Below are 16,902 nucleotides of genomic sequence, written 5' to 3' on the forward strand. Positions count from 1 at the left end.
GAGGTGCCCCCTCTGCCGTCGGGAGAGGGGGTAAACCGAGGGAACCGGAGCGTTTCTTTGACTATCGCCGTAAAACATCGCGTCTTGTTGACGCTGTTCATGCTGTTGCTGCTGGCCGCGTTCGGCCTGCCGTTCCTCAGTTATGCCCCCAATCGCCTGTTGTCGGGCAAAAGCCTCTCCTTGTTCTCCCTGCTGCACGGCCCGGCGCTGTGGCTGCTGTTGCCGCTGGCGGCATTGGCGATCCTCAGCCTGTTGCCGCCGACGCGGGGACGGGCGCTGCTGGCGGCGCTGGCCGCCTGCGGGGTGCTGACGCTGGCCTTCTGGATCAGCGGGCAGGCCGCCGGGCGTCTGGCGCAGGAGGGATCGCGCCTGGCGCGCACCTCCTGGGGCAGCGGATGCTGGCTGACGATGGCGCTGAGCCTGCTGATCGCCGCCGACGCCATGGCGCGCATCACCGCGTCGCATCTGTGGCGCATGCTGGGCAACGCGCTGGTGCTGGTGCCGCCGGCGCTGCTGCTGTTCGGGCATCAGCTCGATCAGCTGTCGCTGCTGAAGGAGTACCACAATCGCCAGGAGGTGTTTGACGCCGCGCTGCTGCAGCACCTGACCATTCTGCTGGCGACGATGGCGCCGGCGCTGGCGATCGGCGTGCCGCTCGGGGTGCTGTGTTTTCGCTCCGAGCGCTGGCAGCGGCCGATTTTCTCCGCGCTGAACATTATCCAGACCGTGCCGTCCATCGCACTGTTCGGCCTGCTGATCGCGCCGTTGGCGGGGCTGGCGACGGCGGTGCCCTGGCTGGCGGAACACGGCGTCAGCGGCATCGGCATGGCGCCGGCGATCGTGGCGCTGGTGCTGTACGCGCTGTTGCCGCTGGTGCGCAGCGTGGTGGCGGGGCTGCAAAGCGTGCCGGCGGGGGTGATCGAATCCGCCACCGGCATGGGGCTGACGCGCGGGCAGATCTTCCTGCGCGTGCAGCTGCCGTTGGCGCTGCCTCTGTTCCTGACCGGCGTGCGCATTCTGGCGGTGCAAACCGTCGGCATGGCGGTGGTGGCGGCGCTGATCGGCGCCGGCGGCTTTGGCGCCATCGTCTTTCAGGGGCTGCTCAGCAGCGCGCTGGATCTGGTTCTGCTGGGGGTGATCCCGGTGGTCATGATGGCGGTCATCGTCGATTCGCTGTTTAAATTTTGGGTTTCAATCCTGGACGTATCGCGCCGATGATTCACTTTGAGCAAGTCAGCAAAATTTTTCAGGGCAAGCCGGCGGTAGACGATCTCACGCTGCACATCGCCGAGGGCGAATTCACCGTGTTGATCGGCACCTCGGGTTCCGGCAAGTCCACGACGTTAAAAATGATCAATCGCCTGATCGAGCACGATCGGGGCAAGATTCTCTTTGCCGGCGAAGAGATCCAGTCGTTCAAACCGCAGGATCTGCGGCGGCGCATGGGTTATGCGATCCAATCGATCGGCCTGTTTCCGCACTGGACGGTGGAGGAAAACATCGCCACCGTGCCGCAGCTGCTGAAATGGCCGCGCGCGCGCATTCGCGATCGGGTAACCGAACTGCTGGAGCTGTTGCATCTGGAGCCGGATCTGTTTCGCCGTCGCTATCCGCACCAGCTGTCCGGCGGGCAGCAGCAACGGGTAGGGGTGGCGCGCGCGCTGGCCGCCGATCCCGAGGTGTTGCTGATGGACGAACCGTTCGGCGCGCTGGATCCGGTCACCCGCGCGGCGTTGCAGGCGGAGATCGCGCGCATCCATCAGCTCTCCGGCCGCACTATCGTGTTGGTGACGCACGACATCGACGAGGCGCTGGGCTTGGCGGATCGCCTGGTGCTGCTCGATCAGGGGCGGGTGGTGCAACAGGGCACGCCGCTGGCGCTGCTGACCGCGCCGGCCAATGACTTCGTGCGGGACTTCTTCGGGCGCAGCGATCGCGGCATCAAGCTGCTGTCGCTGGGAACGGTGGCGGAGCGAGTGCGGCCCGGCGCCGCCGAGGGCGAGCCGATCGCCGCCGCCATGAGCCTGCGGGAGGCGCTGTCGGTGTTTGTGGCGCGCGGCAGCGACTGCCTGCCGGTGGTGGATGAACGGGGCGAAGCGTTGGGGGTGTTGCACTTCAACGATCTGATCGCCGGGCAGGCGTTGTCATGAGCGGGCGCATCTGGCGCCTGCTGCGCGATCCGCTGCCCTGGACGCTGGCGCTGCTGTTGGCGCTGGTGTTCGGCATGGATCATCTGCGCGGCCTGTTTGCCGCCTGGTTCCCCGATCTGGAGCGGCCCATTTATCAGCAGGACAGCTTTATTGCGCTGGTGGGGGCGCACCTGTCGCTGGTGGCGATCTCCAGCCTGATCGCGGTGGCTCTCGGCGTGGCGGCCGGCGTGGCGGTAACCCGGCGCAGCGGCCGGGAGTTTCGTTCGCTGGTGGAAACGGTGGTGGCTGTGGGGCAGACCTTCCCGCCGGTAGCGGTGCTGGCGGTAGCGGTGCCGGTGATGGGCTTCAGCGAACAGCCGGCGATCATTGCGTTGGTGCTGTACGGCCTGCTGCCGATCCTGCAGGGCACGCTGGCGGGCATTGAATCGGTGCCGCCCGCCACGCGCGAGATTGCCCGCGGCGTGGGGATGAGCGCCTGGCAAATTCTGTGGCGGGTCGAATTGCCGCTGGCGGCGCCGGTGATCGTCGCCGGGATCCGCACGTCGGTGATCATCAACATCGGCACGGCGGCCATCGCTTCCACCGTCGGCACCAAGACCCTCGGCTCGCCGATCATCATCGGTCTGAGCGGCTTTAACACCGCCTATGTGATCCAGGGCGCGGCGGTGGTGGCATTGTTGGCTATTATCACCGATATGCTGTTCGAACGTTGGGTGCGTTATCTCACCGCCTGGCGTCAGCAGACGCTGGCGACCACTCCGGCGGGGTAAGGGGGAAATGATGCAGGTGTCTCTACCGATGTACGGCGTTGGCCGGGAGCAGGCCGAATCTTTCTGGCAGGTATTGCGCGACAAGCTGCTGCGCCTGGGGCTGCCGGCGGCGCCGGAGCGGCTCAGTTGGCCGGACGATTTGGCGCAGCACTGGCGGCGCGACGATCTGCTGCTCAGCCAAACCTGCGGTTATCCGTTGGTCAGCACTCTGCCGCAGGTGCAGCTGATCGGCACCTACCATTATCGGGTTGAGGGGTGCGACGGGCCGAATTACCGCAGCTGGCTGGTGGTGCGCGCGGGCGACCCCGGCGAACGGTTGGCGGATTTTCGCGGCCGGACGGCGGCCTATAACAGCACCGATTCCCAATCCGGCTACAACGGCCTGCGCGCGCTGATCGCGCCGCTGGCGCAGGACGGGAAATTCTTCGGTGCGGCGATTGCCTCCGGCGCGCATTATCAGTCGCTGAAGCTGATCCGCAGCGGGCAGGCGGATATCGCCGCCATCGATGCGATCAGCATGGAACTGCTGCGCCGGGCGCAGCCGCAGGCGCTGGAGGGGCTGAAAATCATCGGCCGCACGGCGGCGGTGCCCGGTCTGCCGCTGATCACCGCGGCGGGTACGCCGCCGGAACAGGTGGAAATCCTGCGCGCCGGCGCCCGAGCGATGCTGGATGAGGCGGTCAGCGATCGCCTGCTGATCGGCGATTTCAGCCTGGTGCCGCGTTCGGCCTACCAGATTATCACCGTGCTGGAACAGCAGGCCGCCGCGCAGGGCGTGACGGCGCTCTAGCCGCCGTTACAGCAGGGCGTCGCCGTCGATGTCGATCGCGCTGCCGGTGACGAAGCCGTTCTCCATCGCCAGCAGGTAACCCGCCGCGCGTCGGCCTGCATCAGGCGCAGCGCGTCGTTTTTCTCCCCGGCGTGGGGAAGGCGGCTATGGCGCGGTGAGGAACTGCTCGAAATGCCTGGTGCCCGCATCGCTCGCAGGTGTCGGAACGCGTCAGGCGGCCGCAGCGCTTTTTACAGCTGCGCTGCCAGCGCTGGCTGGACGATCACTTGGCCTGAAGGGTTTCGGTTTGCGCCGGCGTGGCGGCGGCATCCCCGGCAGGCGCGCTTTCTTCGTGCGGGGTGGTGGAACGGGTGTAGATGTTCAGCCCGGCGAGGAATACGCCGCCCAAAGAACCGAAGGCGCACAGGGCGATGACGATGACGAACGCTTTTTTCAGCATAGGAATAATTTCGCAGGTTGCTTGGAACAGCGGGAATTATAGCCCCTTCGCCGGGTGAAACAAGAATCGTTTTTAACGGCGGCCCGCAGACCGCCCTTTGCGATCGCTACCGTTCGCTGTCGATGGCCTGCACGCGGGCCGGGCGGGCGAACAGGTATTTTCCCAGCGTCACCAGCACCACCGCCGCCACGATGATCACCAGCGCCAGCCACTCGCGCGGCGCCAGCGATTCGCCGGCAAAGCCGATGCCGAGCAGCACCGCCACCACCGGGTTGACGTAGGCGTAGCTGGTGGCGACCGCCGGGCGCACGTTCTTCAACAAGAACATATAGGCGCTGATCGCCAGCATCGAGCCGAAGACGATCAGATAGCCCAGCGCCAGAAAGCCGCCGGTGTTCGGCATCTGAGTCAGACGCTCGCCGCTCAGCTGACTGGCTGCCAATAACACCACGCCGGCGACCAGCATTTCCGCCGCGCCGGCCATCGGCCCGGCCGGCAGCGAGATGCGCGATCCCAGTACCGACCCGAAGGCCCAGCTGGCCGACGCCAGCAAAATCAGCAGCGCGCCGGTCGGGTTGCCCACCAGGTTGTTGCCGGTATTAAGCAGCACGATGCCCACCAGACCGAGCGCGATGCCGGCCCATTCCAGTTTGGTGTTGCGCATCCCCCACAGCAGGCTGAAGCAGAGGGTGAACAGCGGCACCGTCGCCACCATCACCGCGGCGATGCCGGACGGCACGTGTTGGTGCTCCGCCACCGTCACCAGGCCGTTGCCCACCGCCAGCAGCAGAATGCCGATGGCGCCGGCGGCCAGCCACTGCTTCGGCGTCGGCAGCGCGTGGCCGCGCCAGGCCAGGAAACTGAACAGCACGATGCCGGCAACCAGAAAGCGAATGCCGGCCATCATCAGCGGCGGCCACTGCGCGACGCCGAGGCGAATGACGAAATAGGTGGAACCCCAAACGATATATAACGTGAACAACGCCCCGATCAACGGCAGGACGCTACGGCTTTGTTGGCTAAGCATAGGGATATGTTTTTGCAGGGGTGATTATTATTAGAACGCTCAGTAAACCCGATCGGGCAACCGATAAGCAATGGCTTTCGGCATTATTTTTCCCGGCCGCCGCCCGCCGTTCAGCTGTCCCGCCGCTTCCACTGCAGCCAGCTGACGGCCGGCAGGTAAATTGACCAGCCGACGGCCAGCAGCAGCAGCATGAAATCCGGCGGCACGCCGGGCAGCAACGCGTCCAGCTTCCAGGACACGGCGTAGGCGAAGGGGCCGACGGTGGCGCCCAGTACCGCCAGCGGCCAGGGGGCCGCTCTGACCACGTCCAGCAGCCAATACCACCAGCAGCCGAAGCCGATCCACAGCGCGATGGTCCAGAGCGGCAGGCCGTGTTGCCCGCTGTAGTGCAGCACGCCGCTGTAGCTCCACAGCCCATCCATGCCGATACCGCCCAGGGCGGCCAGGGCCGCGCCTTTGCGGCGGGCGGCCGGGGTAAAGATCAGCGCCAGCGCCGCGCCGGCCAGCAGGATGCCGTTGAGCCGATCGCGAGTCAGCAGCGCCAGCAGCCAGCAGACGCCCAGTCCCAGCGTCGCCAGCCAGAATCCGGCATGCGGCTTCTTCATCGTTCAACTCCCGTGGGGTTACTCTGCCGCTGCGCGCCAGGCGCCGACGGATTTGCCAGAGCGGGCGCGAGGCCCGCTGTTGGTCTGAATATGCGTTAATTCAACCTTAGAAGGGAAGGTGCGGGATGCACAAGCAGAATAATCTGTACCGGTTGAAAACGTGGGCAAAAACCGGCGTTACAGGAGAGAAATCCGGTAGGCGCAGCGGCGCGAGCCGGCCAGAATGTGTTCGGCGCGCTCCACCTGCGCCTGCAGCACTTCGGTGAAGATGCTCAGCTCCGCCCGGCAGAAGCCCTGGCAGACGGTGGCGGCGGCGCAGATCGGGCAGTGGTTTTCCACCAGCAGATAGGAACCGTCCTCCTCCTGACGCCATTCGGCCATATAGCCTTCGCGGCAGCGGATTTCGGTCAGGCGCGCCACGCGCTCCTGCAGATCGGCGGCGCCGATCATCGCCTGCTTGTAGTTGATGCGGTTTTCCTGCTCGCGGGTCTCGATCAGCACGTCGAGCGCCTGTTCGCCCAGCTTGTCGCGCACGGTGCGCAGCAGCTGCACCGTCAGATCCGCATGGGTGTCGGGAAAGCGCGCGTTGCCGGCCGAGGTCAAATGCCACAGCTGCACCGGGCGGCCCACGCCGCGCGTTTCCGCCACCGCTTCGACCAGCCCCTCTTTCGCCAGCTTGACGAACTGCTGGCGGGCCGCCTCACCGGTGGTGCCGAGCACCTTTCCTGCGTCAGAAGCTTGCTGCGGGCCGCGGGTTTTCAATAGCGTCAGCAAGCGGTCACTGACCGATTGTGCGGTGCCGCCGCTATTTTCCAAGTTTGTTCTTGACATATTTCTCCGCCTCGCCCTAACTTATTCCAAGATAACTCTTGTTAAATTTAACGCAATCTTATGACCAACTCAATGCCATTCCTCTGAAAACAGGACGACAACCGTGATAACCCATGACGATAGCCGCTGGAGCGACCTTTTCTCCGGCAAAAATGCGGCCAGTGCGATCGCGCTTTCGCTCGGCGTGGCGCTGCATGCCATCAATATTCTGGTCGCCACCACCATTCTGCCCTCGGTGGTGCAGGATATCGGCGGTCTGGATCTCTACGCCTGGAACACCACGCTGTTCGTGGTGGCGTCGATCCTCGGTTCCGCGCTGTCGGCCCGGCTGCTCAGCGGCTACGGCGCGCGCAGCGCCTATCTGGTGGCTTCGCTGTTCTTCATCGCCGGGGCGGCGCTGTGCGCGCTGGCGCCGAGCATGCCGGTGATGCTGATCGGCCGTACGGTGCAGGGCTTCGGCGGCGGGCTGATCTTTGCGCTCTCCTACGCGATGATCAACCTGGTGTTCGAGCAACGATTGTGGCCGCGCGCCATGGCGCTCATCTCGGCGATGTGGGGCATCGCCACCCTGGTGGGGCCGGCGGTGGGCGGCATTTTCGCCGAGCTGAACGCCTGGCGTTGGGCCTTCGGCATTCTGCTGCCGATCATGGCGCTGTACGCCGCATTTACCTTCCTGATTCTGCCCAAGGGCAAAGCGCAGCAGGCGGCCGCGCCGTTGCCGACCACGCAGCTGCTGTTGCTGACCGTGGCGGTGCTGGCGGTGTCCGCCGGCAGTCTGGCGCACAGCGCCTGGATCAACCTGGCGGGCATCGCGCTCTCGCTGGTGCTGATGGCCTGGCTGCTGAAGCGCGAAGCGCACTCGCGCGCCCGCCTGTTGCCGCACGGCGCGCTGCGGCGCGGCTCATCGCTGGCGGCGCTCTACATCACGACCGCGTTGCTGGTGATCGGCATGACCAGCGAGATCTTCGTGCCCTATTTTCTGCAGCTGCTGCACGGCCAGTCGCCGCTGATCTCCGGCTATATTGCCGCCGCCATGGCCGCCGGCTGGACGCTGTCCGAGATCCTCAGCTCCGGTTGGCGCGGGGCGGGCATTCGCCGGGCGATCGTCAGCGGGCCGCTGTTTGTGCTGGTGGGGCTGCTGGCGCTGGCGATCCTGATGCCGGTGCCGTCCGGCGGCCACTGGCAGGCGCTGGCGCCGATCGTCATTGCGCTGTTGCTGGTGGGGTTCGGCATCGGCTTCGGCTGGCCGCACCTGCTGACGCGCATTTTGCAGGTGGCGCCCGAAGCGGACAAAGATATCGCCGGCGCTTCGATTACCACGGTGCAGCTGTTCGCCACCGCATTCGGTGCGGCGCTGGCCGGGATGATCGCCAATCTGGCGGGGCTGAACGATCCGGGCGGCGCGGCGGGCGCGGCGTCGGCGGCGCGCTGGCTGTTCCTGGCGTTCGCGCTGGCGCCGCTGCTGGCGGTATTCAGCGCCTGGCGCTGCGCGGCGATCGCGCCGCCGGGCGCCGAGACGGGCAATCTTGTACAAAACCCGCCCTCGCGCGAGTGCTAGAACGCTCCTCCTTCTTCGATGTGTTTGCGGTGATAGTGGCGTTCTTGCTGCGCAGTATGCTGGCGGTGGTGTTGCTGAGCATGCTGATATTCATCGCGCTGCGCGGCATTTTTTAAAATCCGCTTGCCATATCTCTAATTTGAGATTATTTCTCTTATATGGGATTTCAAGGCGGAGTGTGAGCGATGGATAACGGTTTGGAGACTGCCGACCTGAGGTTGGCGCAGCGGCTGGCGGATTTGCGCCAGCAGCAGGGGTGGTCGCTGGAGGAGCTGGCGCAGCGCACCGGTCTCAGCCGGGCGACGCTCTCGCGCGTGGAGCGCGCCGAAACCAGCCCGACGGCGTCGCTGCTGAACCGGCTGTGCGCCGCCTACGGGTTGACCATGTCGCGCCTGTTGAGCGAAATCGAAGACGAACCGCCGGAGCTGTTGCGGCCGCCGCAACAGCCGGTATGGGTCGATCGAGCCAGCGGTTTCCACCGTCGCTCCGTTTCTCCTCCCGCCGCGCTGTATAAGGCCGAGTTTATCGAAGCCCGGCTCGATGCCGGCGCGCAGATTGATTACGACCTGCCGTCGATTCCGGCGCTGGAGCATCACCTCTGGCTGCTGTCCGGGCAACTGGAGCTGACGTTGGAAGGGCGCGTTTTCCGGCTGTCGCCCGGCGATTGCCTGCGCTACCGCCTGTTCGGCGCGTCCCGTTTCCATGTCCCCGGCGATGAGCCGGCCCATTACACGCTCGTTATCTGCAGGCCATAGCCATGATTGAATTGCAACAGTGGGGCGCCGACGCGGCGCAAAACGCCATGGACGACTTGGCCGAGATGCTGCACGCCAGCGTGGCGCACGGCGCCAGCATCGGTTTTGTCATGCCGTTTACAGTGGAGCAGGCGCGGGCATTTTGGCAGGGGCTGCTGCCGGCCCTGGCGCGGGGAGAGCGTGCGATGCTGGTGGCGCTGGCGAACGGTCGGCCGGTCGGCACCGTGCAGCTGCTGTTGGCGATGCCGGACAACGGCCGCCACCGGGCGGAAGTGGCCAAGCTGATGGTGCACCCGCAGGCGCGGCGGCAGGGCGTCGCCCGGCAGTTGATGCAGGAAGTGCAGGCGCTGGCGGCGCGTCATCGCCGCAGCCTGTTGGTGCTGGACACCCTGAGCGGCAGCGCGGCGCAGGGGTTGTACCGCCAATTGGGGTTCGAGGCGGCGGGCGACATTCCGCATTACGCCCGCGCCAGCGACGGCGGGGCGTTGGAAGCCACCTGCTATATGTACAAACTGCTGTGAGGCTTAGCGCCCGCGCCAGGCTTTGATCGCCTGTTGGCGCACCTGCAGCTTCTGCTGCGGCGTCAGCTTGTTGTAGTCGCGGGCCAGCCCGCTTTCCCAATCGCCGTACAGCGGGTTGGGCAGCACGATGAATTCGGTGCCGAACTTGTTCTGGTTCTCGCTGACGAACGCCCGGCGCTGCGCGTTGTCCTGGTGGTAAGTCGCGGCGCCGAAGTCGTTCAGGTTGTCGCCCGCGTACACCACGATATCGTAGCCGGCTTGTTTGATGGCGTCGAAGCGCGCCTGCTTATTGGAGGTATCGGTGCTGAGCAGCACGGTCTTTTCCGACATGCCGGTGAAACCGAGCTTCTGCATGTTGGCCACCGTGGCGGCGTATTCACTCTGCTTGCGGTTCGACACGTAGAACATCGTGCCCTGATGGGCGTTGACGTAGCGGGCGAACGACACCGCGCCCGGCACCGCGCCGGCCTGTTCGGCCTGCGTCCATTTGGCCCAGGTGGCGCCGTCGTATGGCTGGCCCTGCTGCGCCTGCCAGCCGGAGTAGGCGCTGTTGTCCAGCATGGTTTCATCCAGATCGACCACCACCGCCTTTTTACGGCCCGGCGCGGCCCTGGCCTGATCGAAGGCGCGCTGCGCACTGTTGAACGCCTGATGCGCCAGCGCGCGGTATTCGCCGGACTGTTGGAACCAGTTCACCGCCAGCACCGACTGATCCGCCAGCCGCTGCTGGGCCTGCGCGTCGGTGTGCGGCGGCTGCGCGCAACCGGCCAGCGTCAGCAGCGCGACGCCAATCGCCGCGCCGAGGGTGAGTGTCCTTGCCTGTTTTCCTGCCATCGTTATCTCTCTCGGTTTTATTCTTGTGGGCTGTCCAGCAGCATATCCATCTCGAACTGGCGCAGGGGATCCTGCCGCCAGCCAAGATGCGTAAAGAAGGGGGCGGCCACCTCGGGCACAACGACGTTGGCAGTCAGCGGCAAAGGGGCGAACCGTGTTTGCAGGGCGGCCAGCAAGGCGCGCGCATGCCCCTGGCCGCGGTGCTGCGGCGGCACGTAGATCAGGCGCAGCCAGCAGTGCTCGGCGCCGGGCATCACCACGGCGTAGGCCTGGCGATTGAGCGTATAGGCTTGTGGTTTGCCCGGCAGCTTGAACAGCGATTCGGGGGCGATCAGCCAGGGCAGATCGGTGGCGCCTTCCGCCGTCAGGCGATGGCTGACGGTCAGCGGATCGACCGCCTGCAGTTCCGCCGTGCCTGGCGGCGCTTCCGCCGGCGCCTGATGGCCGGTCAGGGTGCGCACGATGCGCAGCCCGGCGCGGTGGTACAGCGCCAGCGCGGCGTCGTTGCCTTCGATCACTTCCAGCGACAGCCGCCGGTCGCCGCGGTGGCGGGCGTCTGCCACCAGCCGCTGCATCAGCGCCTTGCCCAGGCCCTGGCCGCGCATCTCCGGGCGCACGGAAAAGGCCGCGACCCGGCTGTGCCGGCCGCGGCGGGCGATCAGCGCCACCGCCACCGGTTCATGGCGGTGGGTGACGATCAGGCTGTCGTTCAGGCTGAGATCTTCGGCGCCGAAACGGGCGGCGAAGGTCGGCCCGTCGACAACGAAGCGCACGATGTAGTTTTCAAAGCAGTGGCTGAGGATGTTCGCCAGTTCGTCGCTGCTGTAGCGCAGGGCGTTGTGGAAGTCGAAGCGTCCGTCGTTATGCATGGCTGATTTCGCTCGGGGAGAAAGCTATACATGTAGACCCGTTTTTTTTGCAAGGCAAGCGGGGGGATTGGACAGGGGGAAAATAAAAACAAAAAAGCCGGACGCAGCCGCCCGGCGAAATAAAACTCTGGGTATCAAGTGACGCTAAAGTTTGCAGTGGTGGTTATTCATTCATCACATCAGAACTGGTAGGTCAGGGCGACAACAACCACGTCGTCGTTTTTCAGACCCAGCTTGTTGTCGTCATCGAGCTGGTTGATTTTATATTCGACATAAGTGGACATGTTTTTGTTGAAGTAATAGGTTGCCGCTACGTCGAAATATTTCACCAGATCGACGTCGCCGATGCCTTCAATATCTTTGCCTTTCTGCTGAACGTAACCCAGCGATGGGCGCAGACCGAAGTCGAACTGATATTGCGCGACCAATTCAATCCCTTCCGCTTTATTGGCGAAGCCGCTAACGGAAGTGGCATTGTTATTGATGGTGGCGGTGCCGGAAATAGGCGCGATATTGCGGCTCTGCGAATAAGTCGCGGCCAGGTAGACGTTGTTGTTGTCGTATTTCAGACCACCGGCCCAGATATCGGCCTTGTCGCCTTTACCGAAGGTGCCCGCTTTTTGCGTGGTGGTGCGGTTGGAAGAGGCATAGGCGGCGCCCACGCTCAGGCCGTCGATGATTTCGTAGCTGGAGGAGAGGCCCCAGCCGTCGCCGTTCGCCTTGCTGGCGGAGCGGCCGTCGTTTTCGTTCTTGCCCTGGTACTGCACGGCAAATTTCAGGCCGTCGACCAGTCCGAAGAAGTTGTTATTACGGTAGGTGGCGACGCCGTTGGTACGGCCGTTCATAAAGTTGTCGGTCTTGATATAAGCATCGTCGCCGAATTCAGGGATCATATCCGTCCAGGCGCCGACGTCGTAAATGATGCCGTAGTTGCGGCCGTAATCGAAGGAACCGAGATCCTTATATTTCAGACCGGCGAAGCCCAGACGCGTTTTGGTGTCTTTAGTGCCGTCGGATTCCGTGTGGTTGGCGGCGATCTGATATTCCCACTGGCCGTAGCCGGTCAGCATATCGTTAATCTGAGTCGCGCCTTTAAAGCCGATACGCACGTAGGTTTTATCACCGTCGTTGCCGGCATCATCGGAGAAATAATGCAGGGCCTTTACACGACCGTAAAAATCGAGTTTGTTGCCGTCTTTATTGTAGATTTCTGCTGCCTGTGCCGCTTGCGCAAGTAAAAGTGCCGGAATAATAACGGCCAGAAGATTACGTTTCATGGGTTACCCTGCTTTATTCGATTGAAAGACGCTTATCATCAGTTGCATTGCTGTTTTACTGTGCCGCCTGATTGTTGGCGGCGGAGAATTTTTACCGTAGTAATGTGATCTATTTATGACAAAAAATTCATTTTCATGTCGAACGATTAAAAAAGTCGCGTAAAGAGTGAATTTTTTCTTCGGCCGACGGTCGGCGGCTGGTCTACAGTTATCGATACCTTGTTCCGCTGCGGGAGGAATCATGCACGATACTTATACTTTGTTCGGCACGCAGGGCTGCGGCTCGACGATCGTGGCCGCCGCGTTGGTGTTGACCGCTTTCCCCTGGGGCTATGAGGAGGTGGACTACACGCAGGACGGCCCGGAGCGCGATCGCCTGCTGGCGCTGAACCCGTTGGGCCAGGTGCCCACCTTAGTGTTGCCCAATGACGAAGTGATGACGGAGAGTGCGGCGATCATTCTGTTGCTGCACGATCGCGCGCCGCACGCCGAACTGGCGCCGCCCGGCGGCTCGCCGCTGTTGCCGCGTTTTCTGCGCTGGCTGCTGTTCATCAACGCGGAGATTTACCCCACCTTCACCTATGCCGACCATCCGCAGCGCTGGCAGCCGCAGGCGGCGGGGGCGGAACAGCTGAAAAACGCGGTAATGGATTATCGCGAGCGCTTATTGCGGCAGCTGAACGCCGCCGCCGGCGCTGCGGGCCCGTGGTTTCTCGGCAAGAGCTTCAGCGCGTTGGATCTGTACGTGGCGGTGATGTGCAACTGGCGGCCGGGCCGCGCGTGGTTCCGGCAACACTGCCCGCGGCTGTACGCCATCGCAGAGCGGGTGGAACAGCGGCCGGAGCTGAATGCGTTGCTGAGCGCCCATTTCGACGGTGTTGCCCCGCTGGAATCGTGATGCCTCCCCGCCGCCCGGCGGGGAACCCTCCCGTTTTTCTGAACCGAGACTGCTGAAAATCCCGATTTTCACTCGCTGCGGCGGCGGGTAGCGTAAGGCTATCCGCAACTGACAGGAGAGTGTGATGCCATCAGAATCCCAGGCCGGGCAGCAGGCGTTCGGCGATATTGCCCCCAAGCTGGCGCAGCTCAGCGACAGCGTCTTGTTTGACGATATTTGGCAGCGGCCGGCGCTGAGCCCGCGCGAGCGCAGCCTGATTACCGTCGCCGCGCTGGTGGCGCTCAACCGCGTGGAACAGCTGCCGTTTCACCTGCAGCTGGCGCAGCGCAACGGCGTGACGCGCCAGCAGCTGGCCGAGCTCATCACCCATCTGGCGTTCTACGCCGGCTGGCCCGCGGCGGCGTCGGCCGTGGCGCGCCTGCGCGAACTGGAACAGGAGGACAACCATGCCGTTTAGCCGCATCGCCCTGCATCAGGGCAAGTCCGCCGACTATCTGCAAACCTTGTCCGACAGCCTGCATCAGGCGCTGGTGGAGGCCTTCGAGGTGCCGCCGACGGATAAATTTCAGGTGATCGATCAATACCGACCCGGTGAGCTTATCTACGATCGCGACTATCTCGGCGGGCCGCGCAGCGCGGATTTCGTGCTGTTTTACATCACCGCCGGGCGGCCGCGCGACACCGACACCAAGCGGCGCTTCTACGGGCGGCTGGCGGCGCTGCTGGCGGAAAACCTGCGGCTGCGCCCCGAGGATGTGATGGTGGTGATCACCACCACCCAGTTGGACGAGTGGTCGTTCAGCGCCGGGCGCGCCTCGATGATCGATCCGCAGGCGTAACTCGGGCTGACGCCGCGGGCGGTCTGTGGGACAATAGCGCCATCATTTCGTTTAGATAAGAGTTGAATGGCGCTCTCCTCCGCAGTTAAAGATCAGATTGGCCAGTGGTACAAAGCCCTGCAGCAGCAAATACCGGATTTCATTTCCCGTGCGCCCCAGCGCCAGATGATCGCCGAGGTGGCGAAGACGCTGGCCGGCGACTACCCGCGCCATCTGGCGATCGAGGCGCCGACCGGCGTCGGCAAAACGCTGTCTTACCTGATCCCGGGCATCGCCGTCGGGCGGGCGGAGAGCAAACCGCTGGTGGTCAGCACCGCCAACGTGGCGCTGCAGGACCAGATCTACAGCAAGGATTTGCCGCTGCTGAAGAAGATTATCCCCGATCTGAAATTTACCGGCGCCTTTGGCCGCGGGCGTTACGTGTGCCCGCGCAATCTGGCGGCGATGAGCACCGACGTTAGCCAACAGGGCGATCTGACGCTGTTCCTCGACGACGAGCTGGCGCCGTCCAGCGGCGAAGAGCAGGCGCTGTGCCAGAAGCTGACCAAGGCGCTGGCCCGCTTCGAGTGGGACGGGCTGCGCGATCACTATCAACAGAGCATCGACGATCCTTTGTGGGCCAAGCTGAGCACCGACAAGGCCAACTGCCTGGGGCGCAACTGCCACTATATTCGCGAATGCCCGTTCTATATCGCCCGCAAAGAGATCGAGAGCGCCGACGTGGTGGTGGCCAATCACGCGCTGGTGATGGCGGCGCTGGAGACGGAATCGGTGTTGCCGAACCCGAAAGAGCTGCTGCTGGTGCTGGACGAAGGCCACCATTTGCCGGAGGTGGCGCGCGACGCGCTGGAGATCGACGGGGAAATCACCGCGCTGTCGACCAACCTGCAGCTGGACATGATCGTGCGCCAGGTCGAGCAGTGCATGACGCAGTACCGGCCGAAGAATCCGCCGGGGCTGGCCAACAGCGAGCGGCTGAAAAACCATTGCGAGGAGCTGCGCGAGCTGGTGCAGATCTTCGAGCATCAGGTCAGCGCCTATCTGCCCGGCGACAGCGTGGCGGCCGAGCACCGTTTTGAAATGGGCGAGCTGCCGGCGGAGATGGTGGAGAGCTGCGCGCGGTTGTTCAAACTGACCGACGCGCTGCGCGGGCTGGCGGAGTTCGTGCTTAACGATCTCACCGAGCAGACCGGCAAGCATGACATCGTGCGCCTGCACCGGTCGATCATTCAGATGAGCCGCACGCTGGGTTATCTGGAGGCGATGAGCAAGCTGTGGCGGCTGGCGGCGCTCGACAAATCGTCCAACGCGCCGATCTCCAAATGGGTCACACGCGAGCTGCGCGATAACGTCACTCATCTTTACCTGCACTGCGTCGGCATCCGCGTCAGCGACCAGCTGGAGAAGCTGCTGTGGCGCAAGGTACCGCACGTGGTGGTCACCTCGGCCACGCTGCGTTCGCTGAACAGCTTCGCGCGTTTGCAGGAGATGAGCGGGTTGAGCGAGAAGGCCGGCGATCGTTTCGAAACGCTCTCTTCGCCGTTCAATCACGTCGAACAGGGCAAGATTGTCATTCCGCAGATGCGCTACGAACCGGCGCTCGCCAACGAGGCGGAACACCTCGAGGAGATGGCGCGATGTTTCCGCGCCGAGCAGGCGAGCGGCAAACACAAAGGCATGCTGATCCTGTTCAGCAGCCACCGGGCGATGCAGACTTTCCTCAGCTACGTGACCGATCTGCGGCTGATGCTGCTGGTGCAGGGCGACCAGCCGCGCTACCGGCTGGTGGAAGAGCACCGCAAGCGGGTGGAGAAGGGCGTCGCCAGCGTGCTGGTGGGGCTGCAATCGTTCGCCGAAGGGCTGGATCTGAAAGGCGAGCTGCTGACCCAGGTACACATTCACAAAATTGCGTTCCCGCCGATCGACAGCCCGGTGATCATTACCGAAGGCGAGTGGCTGAAATCGCTGAAGCGCTATCCGTTCGAAGTGCAGAGCCTGCCGAGCGCCTCGTTCAACCTGATCCAGCAGGTCGGCCGCCTGATCCGCAGCAACCAATGCTACGGCGAGATCGTGATCTACGATCGCCGGCTGTTGACCAAAAACTACGGTTCGCGGCTGTTGGCGTCGCTGCCGGTGTTCCCGATCGAACAGCGCGCGGTGCCGGAGGCCGACAAGGCGCATCTGGCGGCGCTGAAATCCGCCGCCGACGCGGCCAAAAAAGAGAAGAAGCGCGGCAACCCGTTCGCCCGCAAGCGGCGGCGTTAATCAGAGCAGCGGCGGCAGGCGGCGCTTGACCGGCGTGGTTTTCACGATCGAGGTGTTGCTCTGCGCCTGCTCGGCCAGCCGATCGAGGGTGTGGTCGAGCTGCGCCATCGAGTGCGCCACCAGCCGCACGATAAAGCAGTCTTCGCCGGTCACCTTATCGCATTCGACCACTTCCGGGATCGCCTGAATCAGCTGCTCGACCTTCTTCAGCATGCCCGGCAGCGGCTTGATGCGCACCAGCGACTCGAAGGCGTAGCCTACCGCCTGCAGATTGACGTTCAGGGTATAACCCTGGATCACGCCGCTTTCCTCCAGCCGCCGCAGCCTTTCCGACGTGCTCGGCGACGACAGCCCGACCTGCGCGCTCAGCGTCTTCAACGACGCGCGCGCGTCCTGTGCCAAAAGAGTCAGGATCTGGCGATCGATATCATCCATAACGCCTCCGTTAGGTATTTTCTTTATTATAGCTACGAG

Annotated in this window: 20 protein-coding genes and 2 pseudogenes; 13 read left to right on the forward strand and 9 right to left on the reverse strand. The window is 64.0% G+C overall.

Annotated elements, in window-relative coordinates; all coding sequences use genetic code 11:
- Positions 1-57 precede the first annotated feature (57 nt).
- From ACJ8IN_RS07865 to ACJ8IN_RS07880, 4 genes are read left to right on the forward strand one after another with little or no spacing between them, the layout of a single operon-like run.
- A complete protein-coding gene (locus tag ACJ8IN_RS07865) occupies positions 58-1,218 on the forward strand; it encodes an ABC transporter permease (RefSeq protein WP_033637622.1) in 1,161 nt (386 codons plus the stop codon).
- A complete protein-coding gene (locus ACJ8IN_RS07870; protein ID WP_033637623.1) occupies positions 1,215-2,150 on the forward strand; it encodes an ABC transporter ATP-binding protein in 936 nt (311 codons plus the stop codon). Before ACJ8IN_RS07865 ends, ACJ8IN_RS07870 begins: the two co-directional genes overlap by 4 nt.
- Positions 2,147-2,920, forward strand: a complete 774-nt coding sequence (locus ACJ8IN_RS07875; RefSeq protein WP_033637624.1) for an ABC transporter permease — start codon at positions 2,147-2,149, stop codon at positions 2,918-2,920. Before ACJ8IN_RS07870 ends, ACJ8IN_RS07875 begins: the two co-directional genes overlap by 4 nt.
- A 28-nt stretch (positions 2,921-2,948) precedes the next feature.
- Entirely contained in the window at positions 2,949-3,710 is a 762-nt protein-coding gene (locus tag ACJ8IN_RS07880) for a phosphate/phosphite/phosphonate ABC transporter substrate-binding protein (RefSeq protein WP_077791439.1), read from the forward strand.
- Positions 3,711-3,716: 6 nt separating this feature from the next.
- Here the strand turns inward: ACJ8IN_RS07880 and ACJ8IN_RS07885 are convergent.
- Positions 3,717-3,797: pseudogene (locus ACJ8IN_RS07885) on the reverse strand (SDR family oxidoreductase); the annotation flags it as partial.
- Between the two features lie 83 nt (positions 3,798-3,880).
- On the opposite strand from ACJ8IN_RS07885, the pseudogene ACJ8IN_RS07890 reads away from it, so the two are divergent.
- Positions 3,881-3,985 (forward strand): annotated as a pseudogene (locus ACJ8IN_RS07890) (LysR family transcriptional regulator); the annotation flags it as partial.
- Here the strand turns inward: ACJ8IN_RS07890 and ACJ8IN_RS07895 are convergent.
- The 4 genes from ACJ8IN_RS07895 to ACJ8IN_RS07910 form a co-directional block, all read right to left on the reverse strand.
- Entirely contained in the window at positions 3,973-4,149 is a 177-nt protein-coding gene (locus ACJ8IN_RS07895; RefSeq protein ID WP_016928550.1) for a hypothetical protein, read from the reverse strand. The pseudogene ACJ8IN_RS07890 and the gene ACJ8IN_RS07895 sit on opposite strands and share 13 nt — an antisense overlap.
- 106 nt (positions 4,150-4,255) lie before the next feature.
- Positions 4,256-5,176 carry a drug/metabolite exporter YedA gene (gene yedA, locus ACJ8IN_RS07900; RefSeq protein ID WP_060421395.1) on the reverse strand — a complete coding sequence of 307 codons (921 nt, stop codon included), beginning with the start codon at positions 5,174-5,176 and terminating at the stop codon, positions 4,256-4,258.
- 110 nt (positions 5,177-5,286) lie between these two features.
- Positions 5,287-5,781, reverse strand: coding sequence for a DUF2878 domain-containing protein (locus ACJ8IN_RS07905; protein ID WP_060421398.1), 495 nt, complete (start codon positions 5,779-5,781; stop codon positions 5,287-5,289).
- A 177-nt stretch (positions 5,782-5,958) separates the two neighbouring features.
- Entirely contained in the window at positions 5,959-6,612 is a 654-nt protein-coding gene (locus tag ACJ8IN_RS07910; RefSeq protein WP_060421400.1) for a helix-turn-helix transcriptional regulator, read from the reverse strand.
- A gap of 103 nt (positions 6,613-6,715) precedes the next feature.
- Here ACJ8IN_RS07910 and ACJ8IN_RS07915 point away from each other — a divergent pair, with 103 nt between their 5' ends.
- The 4 genes from ACJ8IN_RS07915 (at position 6,716) to ACJ8IN_RS07930 (ending at position 9,446) form a co-directional block, all read left to right on the forward strand.
- Complete coding sequence (locus tag ACJ8IN_RS07915; protein ID WP_060421402.1) at positions 6,716-8,170, forward strand: MFS transporter; 1,455 nt, start codon at positions 6,716-6,718, stop codon at positions 8,168-8,170.
- Positions 8,164-8,286 carry a hypothetical protein gene (locus ACJ8IN_RS07920; protein ID WP_263283608.1) on the forward strand — a complete coding sequence of 41 codons (123 nt, stop codon included), beginning with the start codon at positions 8,164-8,166 and terminating at the stop codon, positions 8,284-8,286. Before ACJ8IN_RS07915 ends, ACJ8IN_RS07920 begins: the two co-directional genes overlap by 7 nt.
- 69 nt (positions 8,287-8,355) lie before the next feature.
- Positions 8,356-8,925 (forward strand): helix-turn-helix domain-containing protein, encoded by a 570-nt coding sequence (locus ACJ8IN_RS07925; RefSeq protein WP_033646915.1) that lies wholly within the window; start codon positions 8,356-8,358, stop codon positions 8,923-8,925.
- Positions 8,926-8,927: 2 nt separating this feature from the next.
- The gene (locus ACJ8IN_RS07930) at positions 8,928-9,446 is read left to right on the forward strand and encodes a GNAT family N-acetyltransferase (protein ID WP_103829709.1); all 519 of its coding nucleotides are present in this window, start codon (positions 8,928-8,930) and stop codon (positions 9,444-9,446) included.
- A gap of 3 nt (positions 9,447-9,449) precedes the next feature.
- Here the strand turns inward: ACJ8IN_RS07930 and ACJ8IN_RS07935 are convergent, their stop codons facing one another.
- The 3 genes from ACJ8IN_RS07935 to ompC all read right to left on the reverse strand — a co-directional run bounded on the left by ACJ8IN_RS07935 (position 9,450) and on the right by ompC (position 12,426).
- Positions 9,450-10,280, reverse strand: coding sequence for a 5'-nucleotidase, lipoprotein e(P4) family (locus ACJ8IN_RS07935; protein WP_049233841.1), 831 nt, complete (start codon positions 10,278-10,280; stop codon positions 9,450-9,452).
- Between the two features lie 17 nt (positions 10,281-10,297).
- On the reverse strand, positions 10,298-11,149 hold the full coding sequence (locus tag ACJ8IN_RS07940; RefSeq protein ID WP_043146974.1) for a GNAT family N-acetyltransferase: 852 nt from the start codon (positions 11,147-11,149) through the stop codon (positions 10,298-10,300).
- Between the two features lie 179 nt (positions 11,150-11,328).
- Positions 11,329-12,426 carry a porin OmpC gene (gene ompC, locus ACJ8IN_RS07945; protein ID WP_033646909.1) on the reverse strand — a complete coding sequence of 366 codons (1,098 nt, stop codon included), beginning with the start codon at positions 12,424-12,426 and terminating at the stop codon, positions 11,329-11,331.
- A gap of 241 nt (positions 12,427-12,667) precedes the next feature.
- On the opposite strand from ompC, the gene ACJ8IN_RS07950 reads away from it, so the two are divergent.
- The 4 genes from ACJ8IN_RS07950 (at position 12,668) to dinG (ending at position 16,428) form a co-directional block, all read left to right on the forward strand.
- A complete protein-coding gene (locus tag ACJ8IN_RS07950; protein ID WP_041034091.1) occupies positions 12,668-13,324 on the forward strand; it encodes a glutathione S-transferase family protein in 657 nt (218 codons plus the stop codon).
- 124 nt (positions 13,325-13,448) lie between these two features.
- Complete coding sequence (locus ACJ8IN_RS07955; protein WP_033653414.1) at positions 13,449-13,781, forward strand: carboxymuconolactone decarboxylase family protein; 333 nt, start codon at positions 13,449-13,451, stop codon at positions 13,779-13,781.
- Positions 13,771-14,163 carry a tautomerase family protein gene (locus ACJ8IN_RS07960; RefSeq protein ID WP_033646903.1) on the forward strand — a complete coding sequence of 131 codons (393 nt, stop codon included), beginning with the start codon at positions 13,771-13,773 and terminating at the stop codon, positions 14,161-14,163. Before ACJ8IN_RS07955 ends, ACJ8IN_RS07960 begins: the two co-directional genes overlap by 11 nt.
- 66 nt (positions 14,164-14,229) lie before the next feature.
- Positions 14,230-16,428 carry an ATP-dependent DNA helicase DinG gene (dinG, locus tag ACJ8IN_RS07965; protein ID WP_033637643.1) on the forward strand — a complete coding sequence of 733 codons (2,199 nt, stop codon included), beginning with the start codon at positions 14,230-14,232 and terminating at the stop codon, positions 16,426-16,428.
- Here the strand turns inward: dinG and ACJ8IN_RS07970 are convergent, their stop codons facing one another.
- Complete coding sequence (locus ACJ8IN_RS07970; protein WP_033637644.1) at positions 16,429-16,863, reverse strand: Lrp/AsnC family transcriptional regulator; 435 nt, start codon at positions 16,861-16,863, stop codon at positions 16,429-16,431.
- Between the last annotated feature and the right edge of the window lie 39 nt (positions 16,864-16,902).

Origin of the sequence: Serratia sp. CY31944 (assembly GCF_052169175.1) — a bacterium.
In the GTDB taxonomy this organism is placed as follows: Bacteria; Pseudomonadota; Gammaproteobacteria; order Enterobacterales; family Enterobacteriaceae; genus Serratia; species Serratia sarumanii.